The 18,454-nt window shown below is 37.1% G+C and carries 15 protein-coding genes; 2 read left to right on the forward strand and 13 right to left on the reverse strand.

Annotation, left to right across the window (positions count from 1 at the left end):
* Window positions 1-4: 4 nt before the first annotated feature.
* Both CQ046_RS01485 and CQ046_RS01490 read right to left on the reverse strand, forming a co-directional pair.
* Window positions 5-421: an RNase adapter RapZ gene (locus CQ046_RS01485; protein WP_105700553.1), complete on the reverse strand. Its 417-nt coding sequence runs from the start codon at window positions 419-421 to the stop codon at window positions 5-7.
* Between the two features lie 105 nt (window positions 422-526).
* Window positions 527-1,546, reverse strand: coding sequence for an aminoglycoside phosphotransferase family protein (locus CQ046_RS01490; protein WP_105700554.1), 1,020 nt, complete (start codon window positions 1,544-1,546; stop codon window positions 527-529).
* A 228-nt stretch (window positions 1,547-1,774) separates the two neighbouring features.
* On the opposite strand from CQ046_RS01490, the gene xrtF reads away from it, so the two are divergent.
* A complete protein-coding gene (gene xrtF, locus CQ046_RS01495) occupies window positions 1,775-2,305 on the forward strand; it encodes an exosortase family protein XrtF (protein ID WP_105700555.1) in 531 nt (176 codons plus the stop codon).
* Window positions 2,292-2,738: an exosortase F system-associated membrane protein gene (locus tag CQ046_RS01500; protein ID WP_105700556.1), complete on the forward strand. Its 447-nt coding sequence runs from the start codon at window positions 2,292-2,294 to the stop codon at window positions 2,736-2,738. Before xrtF ends, CQ046_RS01500 begins: the two co-directional genes overlap by 14 nt.
* Before the next feature lie 21 nt (window positions 2,739-2,759).
* Here CQ046_RS01500 and CQ046_RS01505 read toward each other — a convergent pair whose 3' ends face one another.
* The 11 genes from CQ046_RS01505 to dnaB all read right to left on the reverse strand — a co-directional run bounded on the left by CQ046_RS01505 (window position 2,760) and on the right by dnaB (window position 18,392).
* Window positions 2,760-3,758, reverse strand: coding sequence for a cation diffusion facilitator family transporter (locus CQ046_RS01505; protein ID WP_105700557.1), 999 nt, complete (start codon window positions 3,756-3,758; stop codon window positions 2,760-2,762).
* Between the two features lie 59 nt (window positions 3,759-3,817).
* A complete protein-coding gene (locus CQ046_RS01510; RefSeq protein ID WP_047427247.1) occupies window positions 3,818-4,810 on the reverse strand; it encodes an aspartate-semialdehyde dehydrogenase in 993 nt (330 codons plus the stop codon).
* A 67-nt stretch (window positions 4,811-4,877) separates the two neighbouring features.
* The gene (locus CQ046_RS01515; RefSeq protein ID WP_105700558.1) at window positions 4,878-5,318 is read right to left on the reverse strand and encodes a hypothetical protein; all 441 of its coding nucleotides are present in this window, start codon (window positions 5,316-5,318) and stop codon (window positions 4,878-4,880) included.
* Between the two features lie 86 nt (window positions 5,319-5,404).
* Window positions 5,405-7,990, reverse strand: coding sequence for a TonB-dependent receptor (locus CQ046_RS01520; protein WP_105700559.1), 2,586 nt, complete (start codon window positions 7,988-7,990; stop codon window positions 5,405-5,407).
* Window positions 7,991-8,198: 208 nt separating this feature from the next.
* Window positions 8,199-9,059 carry a carboxylating nicotinate-nucleotide diphosphorylase gene (nadC, locus tag CQ046_RS01525; RefSeq protein ID WP_105700560.1) on the reverse strand — a complete coding sequence of 287 codons (861 nt, stop codon included), beginning with the start codon at window positions 9,057-9,059 and terminating at the stop codon, window positions 8,199-8,201.
* 12 nt (window positions 9,060-9,071) lie between these two features.
* Window positions 9,072-10,643 carry an L-aspartate oxidase gene (gene nadB, locus CQ046_RS01530; protein ID WP_105700561.1) on the reverse strand — a complete coding sequence of 524 codons (1,572 nt, stop codon included), beginning with the start codon at window positions 10,641-10,643 and terminating at the stop codon, window positions 9,072-9,074.
* A gap of 31 nt (window positions 10,644-10,674) precedes the next feature.
* The gene (locus CQ046_RS01535; protein ID WP_105700562.1) at window positions 10,675-11,301 is read right to left on the reverse strand and encodes an NAD(P)H-dependent oxidoreductase; all 627 of its coding nucleotides are present in this window, start codon (window positions 11,299-11,301) and stop codon (window positions 10,675-10,677) included.
* 121 nt (window positions 11,302-11,422) lie between these two features.
* Complete coding sequence (locus CQ046_RS01540) at window positions 11,423-13,681, reverse strand: T9SS type B sorting domain-containing protein (RefSeq protein ID WP_105700563.1); 2,259 nt, start codon at window positions 13,679-13,681, stop codon at window positions 11,423-11,425.
* Between the two features lie 162 nt (window positions 13,682-13,843).
* Window positions 13,844-16,102 carry a lectin-like domain-containing protein gene (locus CQ046_RS01545; protein ID WP_105700564.1) on the reverse strand — a complete coding sequence of 753 codons (2,259 nt, stop codon included), beginning with the start codon at window positions 16,100-16,102 and terminating at the stop codon, window positions 13,844-13,846.
* A gap of 164 nt (window positions 16,103-16,266) precedes the next feature.
* Window positions 16,267-16,743 (reverse strand): ribonuclease HI, encoded by a 477-nt coding sequence (gene rnhA, locus CQ046_RS01550; RefSeq protein ID WP_047422277.1) that lies wholly within the window; start codon window positions 16,741-16,743, stop codon window positions 16,267-16,269.
* 62 nt (window positions 16,744-16,805) lie between these two features.
* The gene (dnaB, locus tag CQ046_RS01555; protein ID WP_047376434.1) at window positions 16,806-18,392 is read right to left on the reverse strand and encodes a replicative DNA helicase; all 1,587 of its coding nucleotides are present in this window, start codon (window positions 18,390-18,392) and stop codon (window positions 16,806-16,808) included.
* Window positions 18,393-18,454: the final 62 nt, after the last annotated feature.

Genomic DNA, 18,454 nt, shown 5'->3' on the forward strand with positions numbered 1-18,454 from the left:
CTCATTACTGATTACTAATGTTCAGTTGTGGTTGTTCATCGTGATGAAGAGTTACCTCTGTTCCTTCAGGATATTTTTCTTTGATAAATTCTGCAATTTTGATAGCGGAATATACGGATCTGTGCTGCCCGCCAGTACATCCGAAATTAATTTGCAGATGCTCAAAGCCTCTTGCAAGGTAGTCGTCAATATTAATGGAAACAAGAGATTTTATCAGTTCTAAAAACTTTGGCATTTCCGTTTTTGTTTCCAGATATTCCTGAACTCCAATGTCATTTCCGGTCTGGATTTTATATTCTTCGATTCTTCCTGGATTTAAAATTCCACGACAGTCAAACGCGAAACCTCCGCCATTTCCTGAATTGTCTTTAGGAATTCCTCCTTTTTTGTAAGAAAAACTGTGTATCTCGATGTTTAGCATATTTTCTATATAATTTTTAAACCATTAAGGCTTATTTAGCTATCTTAAAATTGCTTCGTATTGGCTCAGATATTTCGATCTGTCAGTCTGAGCGGAGCCGAAGACTTACTTATTTATAATTTCCTCAATTTTTTGCTTTGCCTTTTCTGATGTCAGCTGCTGAATTACTTTCTTCAGTTCCGGATAATGATCCATCAGTTCCCATGTATCAGCAAATTGGGTGATATTCTGGATTCCTTTTTCAAGACTGGCGATGAAATGTTGCTTTCTTTGAATCAATCCTCGGAATCCATAAGCTCCTAAAACCTGTAAAAATCTCATCATCTGAATGGGCATCACTGCATTTTTCAGTTGAATTCTTGTTTCAGAATCTTCGAACTGCTGAATATAGAATTCCAGCATTTCCTGTTTGAAATCTTTCGGGAAATTGGCTTTAGCTTGAAAAAGAAAAGAGATGACATCGTATAGTAATGGTCCCTTCATGGCGGATTGATAATCAATGAAAGAAACTTCATTTTTTTCATTCACCATAATATTTCTTGCCTGAAAATCACGGATCATAATTCCTTTAGGTTCAAGATTTTCAACGAGTGCTGCAATCTTTTTGAACTCTTTCAGGAGTGTTGATTTGTGGTATTCAAGTTCCAGAACATCAGCCACGAAATTTTTAAAATAATAAAGATCATGAATCACGGGAAGTTCATCATAACTTTCATATTCAAAGGTTCTTGAAAAATCAATTTTCCCCTGTGTTTGTATCTGCAGTTGGAAAAGCCTTTCTAAGGTCTGTTGTACCAAAGCTCTTACAGTTGGAGATAATTGTTCCTTTGTAATTACCTCGGAAAGTGTTTGTTGGCCCAAAAACTCCTGAATGTACATCTTTCTGTCATCAGTAACAGCAAGAATGGAAGGCGTATTAAGGTTCAGACTTGAAAATATTTCAGAATAATAAAGGAAACTTTCATTTTCCGGAATATTCTCATTGTAGGTGATGATGTATCTTTCAGAACCGGCTGCGGCCAGAAAATTGACCCTAGCAGAGCCGCTTTGAGCTAATGTGACGAATTCGGAAGATTTTTTACCCAAATGGTTTTCAAAAAATCGTTTTGCGTTTTCAGAAGTCATAATATGGAAACAAATATACTAAATTAACATGAGTTGGAAATAATCGTTTAAAGAACTGATATATAATGAAAAAAGAGGATTGCTATCAGGCTGTAAAATATTGATTTTATTAAATGTTTTTGAGAAAATTATTGCGTTTTATCTAGATAATTATCGGTTTTGGTTTTTGATTTTTAACTTTCTTTATTCAAATTCAGGATATTACATGCTAATTTTTATCTTTGCATTATGTTGAAAGACTTTAAACCTGTTTTAGGTATTTTATTGCGTTTTATTATTGTTTATCTGGTGCTGCTTTTTGCCTACCAGCTTTATTTGAATAGCGGTAAAGATTCCGGTTTGGATCCTTTCTCAAGGATCATTGCTAATCAGGTAACGTCTATACAGAATGTAATAGGATATCCTACGCAGCTTTATGATGATGTAAGGAATGAACAGGTTTGGTTTTATGTCAAAGAAAGATATGAAACCAGAATGGTGGAAGGCTGCAATGCTATTTCTGTCATTATCCTGTTTGTGTCTTTTGTTTTCGCATTTTACAAGGGATCAAAAACTTTTGTTTTTGTGGGAGTAGGATTGGTTTTATTGTATGTGATGAACCTTTTGAGAATTGTTGGACTGAATATCGTGATGGCTGATTATAAAGAGTATGGAAAGATATTTCACGATTTCATTTTCCCGGCTGTTATTTATGGAACTGTTGTGCTACTTTGGCTGGTTTGGATTAAATTTTTTGCTTTAAAACATGAAAATTCTTAATTGGCTTCTGATTATAATAGGAATCTGTGGATTGATAGGAGTGAGAGTTCTGGAGGATACTCTTTTCTATGATCCTTTCCTTAACTACTTTCATGAAGCAAATAAAAATATTGAATTCCCTGCATTTGAATGGGGAAAACTGATTGGAGGGCATCTGTTTAGGTTTCTTTTGAATCTTCTGTTTTCCTGCATGATTATTCATGGGTTATTTCGAAATAAACAATGGACATTGCAGGGAGCTGTGATGATTACGATTGTATTTATAATCTCTCTGCCAATTTATCTATATTGCATTTCAGACAAATTCGAGATAGGTTATCTTTTTTCTTTTTATATGAGAAGATTTGTTATCCAGCCTTTGATTATCCTTTTGATTGTTCCGATGTTCTATTATAGAAAGCAGATGATTGGTAAAGAAAGTGTAGGAAATTAGGAAGATTATTGTTTCTATAAGCTATTCTACAGTGTGTTTATCTACACTGGTTACATTTTCCGGAGTCCATTCTATGCGTTTTACAAATTCTTTTTCCCGGACAGGGCATTCTTTGATTTGGCAGATTGAACATGATATGGGTTTACAGTCGTCCATATGGAAATTAAACTCAATAGTTCGTTTAATGTTTTTCGCAAGAAGAATTATTACTTTTTCCATTTCGCCATGGGCATCCCGAAGATCATAATACCAAGGAAGTGTAATATGAGCATCAATATGCAAAGAAGAACCAAACTGCTGAATTTTCATATTGTGTACATCAATCCATTCTACGTGTCTATTTTCTTCAAGAATTCTAATGACCTGATTTAATATTTCAGGATCCTGTTCATCCATTATGCCACTTAAAGATTTTCGGACGATTTTGTAGCCTACAAATATGATATAAAGTCCGAAAGTAAGTGCTACCACAGAGTCTAGCCAATAAATTTTAGTGAAATAAACAATGATTAAACTGGCAACCACTCCAAGGGTCGTAATCGTATCAGACTGTAGGTGTTTACCGGATGAAATGAGAACCAGAGAGTTTTCTCTTTCTCCTTTTTTTATGGAAATATATCCCAGAAGATAGTTGATAATGGCTGTGGCTGCGATAATCCATATTCCCAGATCAATTTTACTCAGTGTTTTTCCTACAATAAGACTGTGAATTCCTTCATAGATGATCATAACGCCGGCTATGGCAATCAAAGCTCCTTCAATACCGGAAGTCACGAATTCTACTTTTCCGTGGCCATACGGGTGGTCGTCATCTTTAGGTTTGGCCGCAAGATGGAGAGAATACAATCCCATGAATGCACTGATGACATTGACGATACTTTCCATGGCATCGGAAAATACAGCGTCGGAATTGGTAAGTTTCCAGGCAATAATCTTTCCGATAAAAAGGATGATTCCAAACACGGCAATAAGTTTTTGAAATCCTATTTTCTCTTTGTGGGTATTTTTCTGGGTAGTCATATGAAGAGTTTGATAAAAAAAAGAATCTCAATTTTGAGACTCTTTTTTATTTTGTTAGTTTATACTAAGTTGTTTGCTACAAGGTATTCTGCGATTTGTACAGCGTTTGTTGCTGCTCCTTTCCTCAGATTGTCTGCTACAATCCAGAGGTTGAGCGTTTTGGGCTGTGACAGATCCCTTCTGATTCTTCCTACAAAAACTTCGTCTTTTCCTTCAGAATATAATGGCATTGGGTAGTGGTTGTTTTTCACATCGTCCATTACGATTACCCCTGGAGTTTCTGATAAAATCTTTCTTACTTCATCAAGTTCAAATTCATTTTCGAATTCGATATTTACACTTTCAGAATGTCCTCCCTGAACCGGAACTCTTACAGCAGTTGCTGTTAAGTTAAAGGTATCATCTCCTAAAATTTTCTTAGGCTCCTTCATCAGTTTGATCTCTTCTTTTGTGTAATCATCATCTGCAAATACATCACAGTGTGGCAATGCATTTTTGAAGATTTGATAAGGATATACTTTTTCAGTAGAATCATCTCCGCTGATTTCACCATTTAATTGGTCTACAGCAGCTTTACCAGTTCCTGTTACAGACTGATAAGTAGAAACGATTACTCTTTTTAAATCATATTTCTTGTTCAAAGGTCCAAGAACCATTACCAATTGAATGGTAGAACAATTCGGATTTGCAATGATTTTATCTTCTTTAGTCAAAACATCAGCATTGATCTCAGGAACGACTAATTTTTTATCAGGGTCCATTCTCCATGCAGAAGAATTATCAATTACTGTTGTTCCTGCTTCTGCAAATAAGGGAGCGAATTCAAGAGAAGTAGAACCGCCTGCAGAGAAGATCGCAATATCCGGTTTGGCAGCTATAGCGTCCTTCATGCTTACGATGGTAAATTCCTTCTGTTTATACTTCACCTTCTTGCCTACAGATCTTTCGGATGCTACCGGGATTAATTCTGTTACAGGGAAGTTTCTCTCCTCCAAAACTTTAAGCATTACTTGTCCAACCATTCCTGTTGAACCTACTACAGCTACTTTCATTGATTTAATTAAAAATTTAAGATTAAACTATTTATAAATTATAACGCATATAATTTTTCTTTATTTTTTAAGCTCCAAAGACTCTTACCCAAGGGAATGCAAATGCAAATAAACCTGCTGCAATCAGTCCCATAAACACTACTCCTAAAGAGATCGTATCATTGGATTTTACTTTTTTGTTAACAATAGTCATCAAAACTGCTGCCACTAACATTGAGAATGGATGCTCAACAAATGTTTGTCTGCTGTAAGCATCTTTCATTAATGTTCCTGCATCTAAAGCAGCTTTGAAACCTGGAGAAAATATGAATAGCAAGCATATTCCTAATAAAAACTGAACGTGGAAGAAAATCATCGTGAAGAGCGTTGTCTTCTTCAAAAACTTGTTCACTTTTCCACTGAAGCCAAACATAGTAGCTAAAAGTGCAATGATAAATAGTGCCACTAAAAGAAGTTCTAAATACCCGAATCCTTTGTGTGCACTAAGAAAAATCTTGTAAAAATCCATAATCCTATTTTTTTGTACACAAAGATAACAAAAATCCCGGCTCAAAGCCGGGATTGATATTTATAAAATCTAATATTGTGATATTATTAGAAGTTGAATGATAAGTTAGCCGCCCATGTTCTTCCGAATCCGAAAAGTACACGGTTAGAAGGATCCATTCCTTTGTATAGAGTAGATTGATAAGCCTCATATTGAGCTGCTGTAGCAAACTGATCACTAGTTTTTGTGAATACGTTTGTAGATGCATCAGAAATATAAGTAGTATCAAACAAGTTGTAAACATTTGCACCGATAGTGAAATATTGAGAACTGTCTCTTAATCTGATTTTGTAAGAGAATCCTACATCAAAAAGGTTGAAATCCGGTAACTTCATTACTCCTTTATCCTGCGCAGCCTGGTTCGAGAATGTAGCGATATCAATTGAAGAATACAATTTACCTACATATCTCCAAGTTCCGAAGATGCTAAGATCTTTTACAGGTTTTACAGTAGCTCCTAATGATGCAGTCATCTGAGGGATACTGTTATTGCTAGTTCCTCCTACTTTTACTTTATCTAGGTAAAGTGTTGTAGATGTAGAAGTTCCAGCTAGTGTAAGTGGGTTGTTGTTATCATCAAAAGCAGCACCTGTAGCGTTTCCTTTATAATAATAATCTCCCCATGAGAACATACCCTGGAATTCTAGGTAACTAGTTGGTCTGTAAACAGCATCTACTTCTACTCCCTGGTGGATTTCAGTAATACCACTGATTTCAGCATATCCTGTAGTAGTTGTATTATCAGGTAGAGTAAATGTCTGATTTGTTCTTCTTAACCATCTGTCTCCCCATGAAGTTCTATAAAGATTTACGTTTGCACTAAATTTTGGTGATCTGAAACCATATCCTACTTCAGCAGAGAAGATTTTTTCGTTAGTTAAAGTAGGATTAACTACCTGGAAGTTACTTGGGTATACAGAGTTGAAGAATGGTTGCTTGCTATAGTATCCAATGTTTGCGAAAACATTGTGGTTTGCATTGATGTTATAGTTAGCTCCTCCTTTGATGTTATATCCAAAAAGGTTTTTGAATCCTGTTTTTGTGTTAACAGTTTGTCCTTGTTGTTTAGTTATACCATCTTGAATGAAGTTATCAATTCTTTGGTATCCTTGGTTAGAAACTGATCCCTGTAAGAATGCAGAGAAATCATTTTTATTAAATTCAACCTGACCAAAACCACTGTACCAGATAACTTCTCCGTCATTACTATAACCAATTTGATCTTGGATAGGAGCTGTTTTTCCTCCAAATGGATTCCAAGCTAGTTGTTGATAATCATACGTTTTGTTAACAATATTAGGGGCAATATTTTTGTTATTGCTGTCCTTATATCCTGAAGCTCCATATAAATCAGAAGCTACCTGATAATGGTATCCATAATAATATCTGTCATCAGTACCTACTGAGAAGTTCCAGTTATCGTTAATTTTATGTTGGAAATTTGCTAATATACCGTACCAGTTATGAGAGTTAATACTTGATCTACGGATCAGAGTACTACCAGCAGCTGCAGTATTTACATTAACAGCTTTGTTTGCAGCAAAAATAGCATCGTAGTTGAAGTGACCACCTCCATCAATGAAAGAAGCGTCTGTGATTCCTTTTCCGCCAACTCTACCGATCTCACCTGTTCCACCTCCTCTACCATTAGACATGTATAAAACAGTACTTAACTTTGACTTTTCACTCATTGTCCAGTCCCAGTTTACCATCATTACAGGCTTAGAGTAATAGTTTGCTCTGTTAGCCAATGATACTTTATTTCCGCTTGCGTCAGTGTAGTAACCATAATCAGAGTTATATTGTCTGTATGGTGTTCCATCTTTATCCGGATTGTACTTGATATAATTTTGGATTGTTGGAGAGAATGTTCTCTGATTATGCCATTGAGGTGCAGAAGTTAGGGTAAATTGGAAGTTGTGTTTTTTATTTGGCTCCCAACCTAATGCGAAATAATAAGCATAAGATTCGTATTGTGTATTTTCTATATAAGTGCTACCAGCCTGTCTGCTCATTAAGATGGAAGATGACCATCCGTTTTCAGATTTTCCTGTGTTGTAAGCAAAAGAAGTTTTAAGATAGTCATTGTTACCAACTCCAAATCTCAGAATTCCACCTCTTTTCATATCGGCTGATTTTGTCAAGAAGTTCATAGTACCTCCTACAGAAGCAATAGCTAGTTTAGAAGAACCTAAACCTCTTTGTACCTGCATTGTACTTGTAACGTCGGAAAGACCAGTCCAGTTTGAGAAATAAACAGTACCTCCTTCCATGTCATTAACAGGCATACCGTTTACCATTACTGCGATGTTTCTGGATTCAAAACCACGCATAGTGATCTGAGAATCTCCAAATCCACCACCACCTTTTGTAGCATATACTGAAGGTGTTGTGTTTAGCAATTCTACCAACTCCTGGTTACCTTGTCTCTCAAGGATCTGAGCAGCTTTAATTGTAGATACTGCAACTGGTGTCTTTCTATCTTTAGCGATATCCGTTACACCTCTTAAGATTACCTCCTCAATATCTTTAGATTTAGCTTTCGCTGTATCCTGAACTTGTTGAGCGTAATAAACACTAGCTGTAGATAAAGTAATAACCGCAGTTAGTATCGATTTGTTGATTAATTTCATAATCGTTAGTAATAGTTAGATTTAATTTTCTGCAAAATTCGCAAAATAAAATTTAACTATTATTAACTCAATGTTAATTTTTAATCAGTCTTAATAATGTTAATTCATTGAAAATCAGTTTTTTGGCTAAAAACTGAATTTTTGTATGAAAAAAGTCATGTTATTGAATTTTTAACAAAGTGGGGGTGTTTTTGTTAAAAATTCAACGCTATTTCACTGCTTTGAGACTCAAATCTATATTCTCAGCAGAGTGTGTAAGGGCTCCTACAGAGATAAATGTAACTCCTGTTGAAGCAATTTCTTTAAGCATATCCCGGGTGATTCCCCCTGAAGCTTCGGACTCGCATGAACCGTTGATCATTTTTACAGCTTGCTTCATGGTTTTTACATCCATATTATCAAGCATGATTCTGTCAACTTTTGCGTTGATTGCCTCCTGAACTTCTTCAAGGTTTCTGGTTTCAACCTCTATTTTTAACTTTTTCTTATTCTTTTTAACGTAGTCCTTTGCCATTGCTACTGCATTGGTAATGCTTCCGTTATAATCTATGTGGTTGTCTTTCAGCATGATCATGTCATAAAGACCATATCTGTGATTGGTTCCTCCTCCAATGGCAACAGCCCATTTTTCGCACATTCTGAAATTTGGAGTGGTTTTTCTAGTATCTAAAAGTTTAGTTTTTGTACCAACTAATCTTGAATCCCAGTCGTGAGTAAGGGTCGCAATACCGCTCATTCTTTGCATACAATTAAGAACAAATCTCTCGGTAGAAAGGATAGATCTTGCGCTTCCTGTTACGATGAGGGCTACATCTCCAAACTTACAAGGAGTTCCGTCTTTAATAAAAACTTCAACTTTTAAATTTTTATCAAAAGTGATGAAGATAATTTCAGCCAGCTCAACACCTGCAAGGATACAATCCTGTTTAACTAAAAGCTTTGCACTCTGTACAAGATCTTGTGGAATAGTTGATAGGGTAGAATGATCACCATCCTGAATGTCTTCTTCAAGGGCATTTTTTATGAATGTCTTTAATGTTTTATCTGTAACGTATGCTGGTCTTTTCATTGTATGATGCTTTTAGACTAAATCTTTATTATAAAACGCTCCCTTGTTCTCTGTCATTTCCATAGATTGGGTAATGATGAGATGGGCAACGGTTGTTAAGTTTCTTAATTCTGAAAGTTGTGGGGAAAGAATGGAGTAGTGATAGATTTCATCCACAGCCGCTGCAATCTCCTGATGTTTCTGCAAAGCCATATTCAGACGTTTGTTGCTTCTTACAATCCCTACAAGATCACTCATCATTTCCTGAAGCTGTTTTCTTAGATAGCTCACGATGACCATTTCGTCCATGATTTTCATTCCTTCTTCATTCCACTCCGGAACGGCTTTCAGATCATCAAAGTTGAAATTGTTTTCATTCAGAAGTGCGACTGTTTTCATAGCGGCATTATGTCCAAAAACTAAACCTTCCAACAATGAGTTAGATGCAAGTCTGTTGGCACCATGCAATCCTGAGTTGGTGCATTCTCCTACGGCAAAAAGATTTCTGATGGAAGACTGTCCGTCTCTGTCTACTTCAATTCCTCCCATTAAGTAATGGCAGGCAGGAACCACAGGGATTAATTGAGTAAATGGATCAATTCCTTCGTCTTTGCATTTTTTATAGATATTCGGGAAGTGCTCCAGAAATTTTTCATGATTCATTTCCTTACAATCTAAACCGACAAATTCATCTCCGGTAATTTTCATTTCGGCGTCGATAGCTCTTGCAACAATATCTCTGGAAGCAAGTTCTTCACGTTCATCATATTTATGCATGAATTTTTCGCCTCTTTTGGTTCTTAATTTTGCTCCGTCTCCACGAACAGCTTCTGAAATTAAAAACAGCATTCCATCCATTTTACTATACAAAGCTGTTGGGTGAAACTGATAATATTGCATGTTGGAAACCATTCCTTTAGCACGGGCTACGAAAGCAATTCCGTCTCCTGTGGCAATCGTTGGATTGGTTGTATTTTTATAAACATGTCCGGCACCTCCTGTGGCAACCAGTGTTATTTTAGAAGTAATTTTTTTGATTGTTTTGGACTTTTCATCCAGAATATAGGCACCGTAGCAATGAATATCACCTTCATTAAGTTCTTTTCCCGGAACATGGTGCTGTGTAATGATATCAATGACATAATGATGGTCAAGGATTTCAATATTCGGGCTGCTATTGGCTGTCTGCAGTAAAGCACGCTCAATCTCAAAACCTGTGATATCTTTGTGGTGGACGATTCTGTTTTCAGTATGACCTCCTTCTCTTCCTAAAGCAAATTTGCCGTTCTTCATATCGAACTGGGCTCCCCATTCTACAATTTCGTTGAATCTTGCAGGAGCTTCTCTTACCACCATTTCTACAACATTGCGTTTGTTTTCTCCGTCACCGGCACGCATGGTATCATCAATATGCTTTTGAAAATTATCATTCTGGAAATCTGTAACGACAGCCAGACCGCCTTGAGCGTATTTGGTATTGCTTTCGTCTTCGTCAGATTTTGTTACAATAATGATTTTCGCATCAGGGAGCTGCTCAGAAACTTTAATGGCATAGGAAAGTCCGGAAATGCCGGAACCGATTACTAATACATCCGCTTTTATCATATGCTTACTTTAGGTACAATCGTTTAAAATATTAAATAAATTTAAACAATTTTTCGTTTGGTTTTCTTACTTTTTTCATGTGCTGGAAGAGGTCTTCCTCAGAACGGTAGCCTAAAGCGAGGGTAACAGTTACTTTTTCTGCTTCAGGATTGATATCTAGAATTTCTTCTATCAGTTCCTGACGGAAACCTTCCATGGGGCAAGAGTCTATATTTTCAATAGCCGCAGCATACATAAGATTGGCTAATACGATATAAGACTGTTTTTCTGCCCAATTGAAAATTTCATCCTGTGTTTTTTGTGTAATGTGTTGATTAATACTATTTCTAAATGGATCCAGTTTTTCAACAGGAGTATCTCTTACTTCAGAAATATGATTAAAATAACCACGGATATAGTTCTCTTCAATGATTTTCTTGGAAATAATAACAATAAGATGAGAACAGGTGGAAATCTGAGAGGGATTATAGAAAGCCGGAATCAGTTTCTGCTTCATTTCCTCACTCTCAACAATCACAATTTTATAGGGCTGAAGTCCCAGCGAACTGGCAGACAGTTTTCCTGACTCAAGAATGTTGTGAAGAGTTTCCTGAGGAATAATCTGATGATTGAATTTTTTTACAGAATATCTTCTGCTTAAAGCTTCCAAATAATTCATAGGACAAATTTAAGAATTGAATATGAATAAAGGGTCCTTAAAATGAAATATCTCCTGCCTGTTTACACAAAAAATCACCCCGCCAGCCGGGGTGATTCTTTTGATGTGTTGGAAAGTGTAATTATTCTCTGTTTTTTACAACAATCCAGCCTGAGAATTTTATAGGAGTACTGTTTTTATTATTTTCATTCCATGAAACAGAATACCAATAATTTCCTGTAGGAACTTTTTTGCTTCCATTAGTGGTACCTGCCCATTTGTAACCATTGGTTTTATCTGCCTGGAACATTTTGTAACCATATCTGTCGAAGATGGCTATTTCCAGATTTTGTTTGTTGGCCAATGCAGAATAGTCAACAAAATCATTAATACCATCATCATTAGGGGTAATCACATTGATAAGATTAGGAACCGTAATATTTATTTCAACAGGAACACAATTATACCCGTCTTTTACGTATACTTTTGCTTCTCCTCTCGCAATGTTGGTAAATATATTAGAATCCTGCCAGCTGATATTATCCATAGAATATTGATAAGGAGGAGTTCCTCCATTAGCATATACTGTTACCGTGCTCCCTGAAATATCAACAGTGGTAATGACCGGATTGTCAGAAGGGTAAACCGTTACTTTCTGTGTAGCAATACAATCTCCCGTTTTAAGTTTTACCCAATAAGTTCCTACTCCTACATTCTTGATAGATTGAGTGGTAGCTCCTGTGCTCCATTCATAGTTTTTGAATCCGGCTCCTGCGTCTAAAGTTGTAGTATTTTCAATACAGATCGTCTGATCATGTAGAGTTCTTGAGAAAACAGGAGGGATTACAGTTAATGTAACTTTAGCAATAGCATAACATCCATTTGCACTAAATACTTTAATATAAGCAACTCCATTAGGAGCAATATATGCATTCGGAGTCGAGATTGCGTTAGTTCCACTGATAGCATCAGTCAAAGATGGATAATATTCTTTTGTAAGCCCGCCTTGAGAAACTACAGCTGCTACAAGATTGAAAGAAGCCATAGATGGATTGGTCTCAATAAAACATGATTTTATCTCAACATCATTCACAACTACAACGGGGTAAATGTTCAGAGTGATTTTAGATGAGCTAACACAACCTTGTGGAGTAGTTACCTTTACATATATTGTTGCTGCAGCGGAAGCATAAGCAGAAGGATTTGTAATCAGGTTTGTGCCATTATTCAGATCATATAATGTAGGGTAGAATTCCTTGGTTACTCCGGCAACAGTGGTGACAGTTGCTGTGTTAAGATCAAAAGTTGCTGTCCCGGCATTGTTGTTATTACATCCGGTAAGGCTGGCATCCGTTGCGGCAAATGGAGTAGGGTTAAGTTGAATGACCCCGTCACCATTATCACAAAGAGTAGAGGTAGGGTCTTTTACAACCACCTTAATAGTTGTGTTTCCTGAATATTGGAAAGCTGCAGGATTAGCAATAGGAGTTGAACTTCCCAATACATAATAAGTGAAAATATAATTTCCGGGATTATTTACAAATTGAGAATTGTAAGAAGTAAGGTCTACTGTACCATTTCCGGTAGCCGGATTTGTACATACGAACGGAGAAATAGTATTGCTTAAAATAGGAACTTTATCTACAAATACCTTAACGTCTTTAATAGAATGTCTCGCACTGGCACCTCCCGTTGCTGCAGAAAAACCAAAATATCCTTGTGACATACCTACTGCACCTCCGGAAGGAGCAAAAGACTGGTCTACAATAAGTACTCCGTTGATTCTTACTTTGATAATCCAGTTTGTTGGGTTGGTAAGATCTGTTTCTCCATTTACTTCAACGTGTCTGTAAGTGTCACCTACAAATGGTTGAGTAGCAATAAGGTCCGGAGAATGAAATGTACTTCCTGGCGTAGTATTGTATTCAATATTGTTACCTGCTGTATTATTAGTTCCATAAAGAATGTGAACTTTACTCATCTGGCCTTCAGTGGTATTGTTGAAAATGTCAAAACCAACCATTAGTCCGGAAGCATTGGCAGGAATACCTAATCCTCCTCCGGATACAAAGCCTGTTGGTGGATTAGCAAGATACCAGAAGGTAAAGCCGTCTCCTTTTCCGAATTGTGTGGTTCCATTTCCGTCAATTCTGAAGTCGAATTCCACTTTCCATTTATCACAATAGCTAAGGGTGATTGGGGTGGATAATTTTACCGCTCCATATTTGCTGATCTGATCCGTTGTAAGTCTTACAAAGTCTCCGCTTACGATGGCATCAGAGACAAGATCCCAGCCTGTTGTATTTACAGGGTTTCCGGTAAGTTGGTAGGTTTGTGAAAATAATCTTCCCGGCAAGCATAATAAGATAGTCAGTACAAAAATGAGTATATCTTTTTTCATAGTGGATGGATTGTGATGTTATACTTAATCTTAGATTTAAAATTGTTTTTTTAAGTTTGAATTGGTGATAAAAAGCAATATTAATTCCCAATCTCTGATTGGGTAGATCCTTTTTTTAATACCGAAACTACCCCCAAATGAGGTAGTTTCTGATAGTAAAATTTATTCTCTGTTTTTAACCAATACCCAGCCTGAGTATTTAGTTTCAGTATTGTCTTTATTGTTTTCGTTCCATGAGATGGTGTACCAGTAAGTTCCTGTAAGAACTTTTTTACCGGAAGCGGTTCCGTCCCAAGTGAAGTTTCTCATTTTGCCAGCTTCGTACAGTTTATTACCATATCTGTCGTAAACAATGAAGATGAGATTTTTCTTGTACGCGAGTGCTGAGTAATCAATGAAATCGTTTACGTTATCGCCGTTTGGTGTAATGGCATTAATCAGATTTGGTACGGTAATCTGAACTTCAACAGGAGTACAGTTGTAGAAATCTTTTACATAAACTCTTACTTCTCCTCTTGCCAAGCCGGTAAATACATTGCTGGTCTGCCAGTTGACACCATCTAAAGAGAATTGGTATGGAGGAGTTCCTCCTGCTGCATTCACTGTTATTATGTTGTTGTCAATATCAATGCTGGAGATCACAGGATTTGCAGATGCTTTTACATTGACGATTTGCGTAGTGATACAATTTCCGGTTTTAAGCTTTACCCAGTAAGTGCCTACTCCTACATCTTTAATAGATGAGGTAGTTGCCCCGGTGCTCCATTCGTAGCCATTAAATCCAGGACCTGCATCCAGATCTGTTTTTCCCCCAATACAAATAGTTTTATCTTTCAGAACGGAAGATGTCACAGGCGGCAATACAATAAGATTGATTTTGGCAATATTAAAGCATCCGTTGGCATCAGTAACTTTTGCATACACAGCAGTGCTTGTAGATAGATACTGAAGAGGATTCATGATTTCATTCACTCCGTCTAAAGCATTTGCTGTGGAAGTGTAATATTTTTTTGCGGCACCAGCTGCTAAAGTCGTAACGTCTGCTGTAGTTAAATTAAAGATAGCACTGGTGATATTATTTTCAATAAAACATGACCTTAGAGTAGCTTCTTTTACAGGGGTATCTGCATAGAATGCCAATGTAATTTTCGCGGAGCCTGTACATCCCTGAGGGGTTGTTACTTTTACATAAACCACTCCGGGAGCAGATATGTAATTGTCGGGGTTTTGAATCTCATTCGTATCTGCATTGAGGTCTGCCAGCGTTTTGTAATATTTCTTAGTCACCCCCAAAACGGTGGTGACAGGGGCGGTGTTCAAATTGAAAGCGGCAGTTCCTGCTTTGTTGTTATTGCATACCGTAATGGTTTTGTCCTCAGCTTTGAAAGGAGCCAGAACCAATAAGATTTTAGCATCAGGATTATCACAAAGGAGTCCTGCATTATCTTTAATAACAACGGTAACGGTTGCGTTAGCATTGAACTGATAATTGGTTGGATTGGAAATAGGTGTTGAACTTCCCAATGGATAGTAGGTAAATGTATAATTCGAAGGGTTGCTTACAAATTGCGAATTGAAAGTAGTCAGGTTTACAGATCCATATCCTGTAGTAGGATTGGGGCAGAAAGACTGTGTTGCTGAATTCTGTAAAATAGGAACTTTATCAGTATAAATTTTTACATTTTTAATAGAATGTCTTGATCTTGCAGCTCCTGTAGATGCTGAAAATCCAAAATATCCTACAGTCATTGCTGCGGCTGTACCAGAAGGAGCGAAAGACTGGTTACAAATTACATTGCCATCTATAGTTATTTTGATAATCCAGCTGGTAGGAGCGGCAGGATCTACCTGAGCAGTAACTTCTACGTGCTTGAAAGCAGTTCCCTGAAAAGGTTGGGTTGTATTCAGATCTGGTGAGTGGAAAGAGCTTCCCGGAACATTGAAAAACTCAACGTTATTGGTGTCTGTAGTATTTTGAACCTGTCCGTAAGCAACATGTACTTTACTCATTGTTGCGGCGGTGGTATTGTTGTAAGTATCAAGTCCTACGACAAGTCCTACTGCGTTTTGAGATACACCAAGACCGGATCCTAATACACTTGAAACAGGTGGGTTGGCTAGATACCAGAAGGCAATTCCATCTCCGTTAAAAGTCTGATTGGAGTCCATTTTGAAATCGAATTCCACTCTCCATTTGTCACAGTATTTTAAGTTGATTGGGTCATTCAGTCTGATAGAGCCTGATTGGTTGTTGGTATCTGGGGTGAGCTGAATAAAATCTGTGTTTACCTGAGTAGGGGAAACCATCGTCCATCCAGTAGTCGTCACTGGGTTTCCGATAAGCTGATAAGTCTGAGCAAAGGACTTCCCGGCTATACAGAGTAAAAAAACAGATAAATACAATAATAGATTTTTATTCATATAAATGGGACTTAGATTAATGTGTAAAGATATTAAATCCCAATTAAATAATATGTATTTAATGTTAAATCTGTTAAAAATTTTAATTATTTTTTAATAAAACTTGTTTCTTCTGTTGAAATGGTAAATATTGAGCAGGGGCTTTGGATTTGTTTTAAATAAGACTAAAAGAGAGAATTGGAGTCAAGTCCTTCAAAATAGGTGTCAATTTCAAGATCGCTGGAATTGGCTGCTGCAACGGCCAGCTTGTCGCAGAGCTCGTTTTCAAAGTGACCTGCATGTCCTTTTACCCAATGCATTTTAGGGGTATGTTTATTATACAGCTCAACGAATTTTTTCCAGAGATCCGGATTTTTTACGTTTTTCCAGCCTCTTTTGATCCATCCTGCAATCCAGTTTTGATTGATTGCATCAGATACGTACTTGCTGTCCGTATACACATGGATTTCGTTTTCTGTTGATTTCAATTTTTCCAGTGCAGTGATGACGGCCAGAAGTTCCATTCTGTTGTTGGTTGTTTTTCGAAAACCTTTGGAAAATGTTTTCTGGTAATTTTTCTCAGGAACGCGCATGAGAATTCCATATCCGCCTTTTCCAGGATTTCCGCTGCATGCTCCGTCGGTATAAATTTCGATTCTCAAATTTGCTTTTTAAAAGTTGAGTTATGTAAAATTAAACTGAATTGGGTTTAGATCTCGTTATTTTAAAACGGAAAATCATCATCGTCATCAAAGTCATTCATTGATGAGCCTGAAAGTTTTGAACTGTCCGGAAGGTCAAATGCTGCCCCTGGCTGAATCGTTGTTTTGATTTTGTCGAAGCCGCTCGGTTCTCCAAAGTTGGAAGGGTATCCACCTCCGGCACCGTCCATTGCTGCTTCAATATCCCCGAATTTTGCAAAATGCTTTAAGAAAGATAATCTGACATCCGCTGTAGCACCATTTCTGTGTTTTGCAATAATCAGTTCAGCCTGGTTTTCTGTAGAAGTTTCCTGTCCTTCTTCATCATTATCCCAAACAGTAATTTTATAATATTCCGGTCTGAAGATGAAAGATACGATATCCGCATCCTGCTCAATTGCTCCGGATTCCCTCAGGTCAGAAAGCTGAGGTCTTTTTCCGGGACGTGCTTCCACACTTCTTGAAAGCTGGGAAAGAGCAATTACCGGAACGTTAAGTTCTTTTGCGATAGCTTTTAATGAACGTGAAATCATGGAGATCTCCTGTTCACGGTTTCCGACTCCTTTTCCGCCACTGCTTCCTGCTGTCATCAGCTGAAGGTAGTCGACCATGATGATTCTTACTCCATGCTGCATTACCAATCTTCGGCATTTTGCACGGAAGTCAAATATCGAAAGGGAAGGAGTTTCGTCAATATATAAAGGGGCATTTTCCAATTCAGATACATTGGAGAATAATCTCTGCCATTCTTCATCATCCAAAGTTCCTTTTCTTAATTTCTCAGAAGAAATCCTTGTTTCGGAAGCGATCATTCTGGTGATCAGCTGCACAGATGCCATCTCGAGAGAGAAAAGAGCCATAGGTACTTTGTGTCCTACTGCAATATTTCTTGCCATGGAAAGAAGGAATGCTGTCTTACCCATCGCGGGACGGGCTGCAATAATAATAAGGTCAGAATTCTGCCATCCACCGGTTTCCTTATCTACATCTCGGAATCCTGAAGGAACCCCTGAAAGTCCCTCTTTATCTTTTAAAGATTTAATAGTATCAATAGCCTGTTTTACCAATGAGTTGGCAGTATCAAATCCCTTCTTAATCGTTCCGTTGGTGATTTCAAAGAAGGATTGTTCTGCTTTGTCTAAAAGTTCAAAAACATCAGTTGATTCTTTGTAGGAAGAATCAATAACGTTGGCAGAAACATTGATAAGGCTTCTTAAAATATATTTTTCAAGAATAACACGTACGTGATATTCAATATGGGCAGATGAACTTACCCCCATCGTCAGGTCAATGATATAGTGATCACCTCCTGCCTGGCTTAGTTTATCTTCTTTTTTTAAATTCTGAATGATGGTCATTAAGTCTACCGGTTGGTTTCCCTCATAAAGCTTCAGGATGGTAGAAAAGATGACCTGATGTCTCGGGTCATAGAATACTTCCGGGGTAAGAAGGTCAATGGAATGGTCAAGACCTTTTTTGTCAATCAAAAAAGTTCCGATAACAAGTCTTTCAAAATCCACTGCATTGGGAGGCATTTTTCCATCCGCAATAGACAATTCTTTTGCAAAGTTTCCGTGTGTCAGGGATGATAATGTTTCTTTCTGCGCCATGTTGCAAAGATAGTTTATTTAAAAAATAATAAAAAAATAGTATTCAACAAATTATTAGCAGT

It is taken from the genome of Chryseobacterium sp. MYb7 (assembly GCF_002979455.1).
Classification (GTDB): domain Bacteria; phylum Bacteroidota; class Bacteroidia; order Flavobacteriales; family Weeksellaceae; genus Chryseobacterium.

Bases quoted from the DNA above. Each gene is read 5' to 3' on its own strand.
- CQ046_RS01510 (WP_047427247.1), bottom strand. From the start codon at position 4,810: ATGAAAGTAGCTGTAGTAGGTTCAACAGGAATGGTTGGACAAGTAATG.
- CQ046_RS01500 (WP_105700556.1), top strand. From the start codon at position 2,292: ATGAAAATTCTTAATTGGCTTCTGATTATAATAGGAATCTGTGGATTG.
- CQ046_RS01485 (WP_105700553.1), bottom strand. From the start codon at position 421: ATGCTAAACATCGAGATACACAGTTTTTCTTACAAAAAAGGAGGAATT.
- dnaB (WP_047376434.1), bottom strand. From the start codon at position 18,392: ATGGCGCAGAAAGAAACATTATCATCCCTGACACACGGAAACTTTGCA.
- xrtF (WP_105700555.1), top strand. From the start codon at position 1,775: ATGTTGAAAGACTTTAAACCTGTTTTAGGTATTTTATTGCGTTTTATT.
- CQ046_RS01520 (WP_105700559.1), bottom strand. From the start codon at position 7,990: ATGAAATTAATCAACAAATCGATACTAACTGCGGTTATTACTTTATCT.
- CQ046_RS01535 (WP_105700562.1), bottom strand. From the start codon at position 11,301: ATGAATTATTTGGAAGCTTTAAGCAGAAGATATTCTGTAAAAAAATTC.
- nadB (WP_105700561.1), bottom strand. From the start codon at position 10,643: ATGATAAAAGCGGATGTATTAGTAATCGGTTCCGGCATTTCCGGACTT.
- CQ046_RS01540 (WP_105700563.1), bottom strand. From the start codon at position 13,681: ATGAAAAAAGATATACTCATTTTTGTACTGACTATCTTATTATGCTTG.
- CQ046_RS01505 (WP_105700557.1), bottom strand. From the start codon at position 3,758: ATGACTACCCAGAAAAATACCCACAAAGAGAAAATAGGATTTCAAAAA.
- CQ046_RS01515 (WP_105700558.1), bottom strand. From the start codon at position 5,318: ATGGATTTTTACAAGATTTTTCTTAGTGCACACAAAGGATTCGGGTAT.
- CQ046_RS01545 (WP_105700564.1), bottom strand. From the start codon at position 16,102: ATGAATAAAAATCTATTATTGTATTTATCTGTTTTTTTACTCTGTATA.
- CQ046_RS01490 (WP_105700554.1), bottom strand. From the start codon at position 1,546: ATGACTTCTGAAAACGCAAAACGATTTTTTGAAAACCATTTGGGTAAA.
- nadC (WP_105700560.1), bottom strand. From the start codon at position 9,059: ATGAAAAGACCAGCATACGTTACAGATAAAACATTAAAGACATTCATA.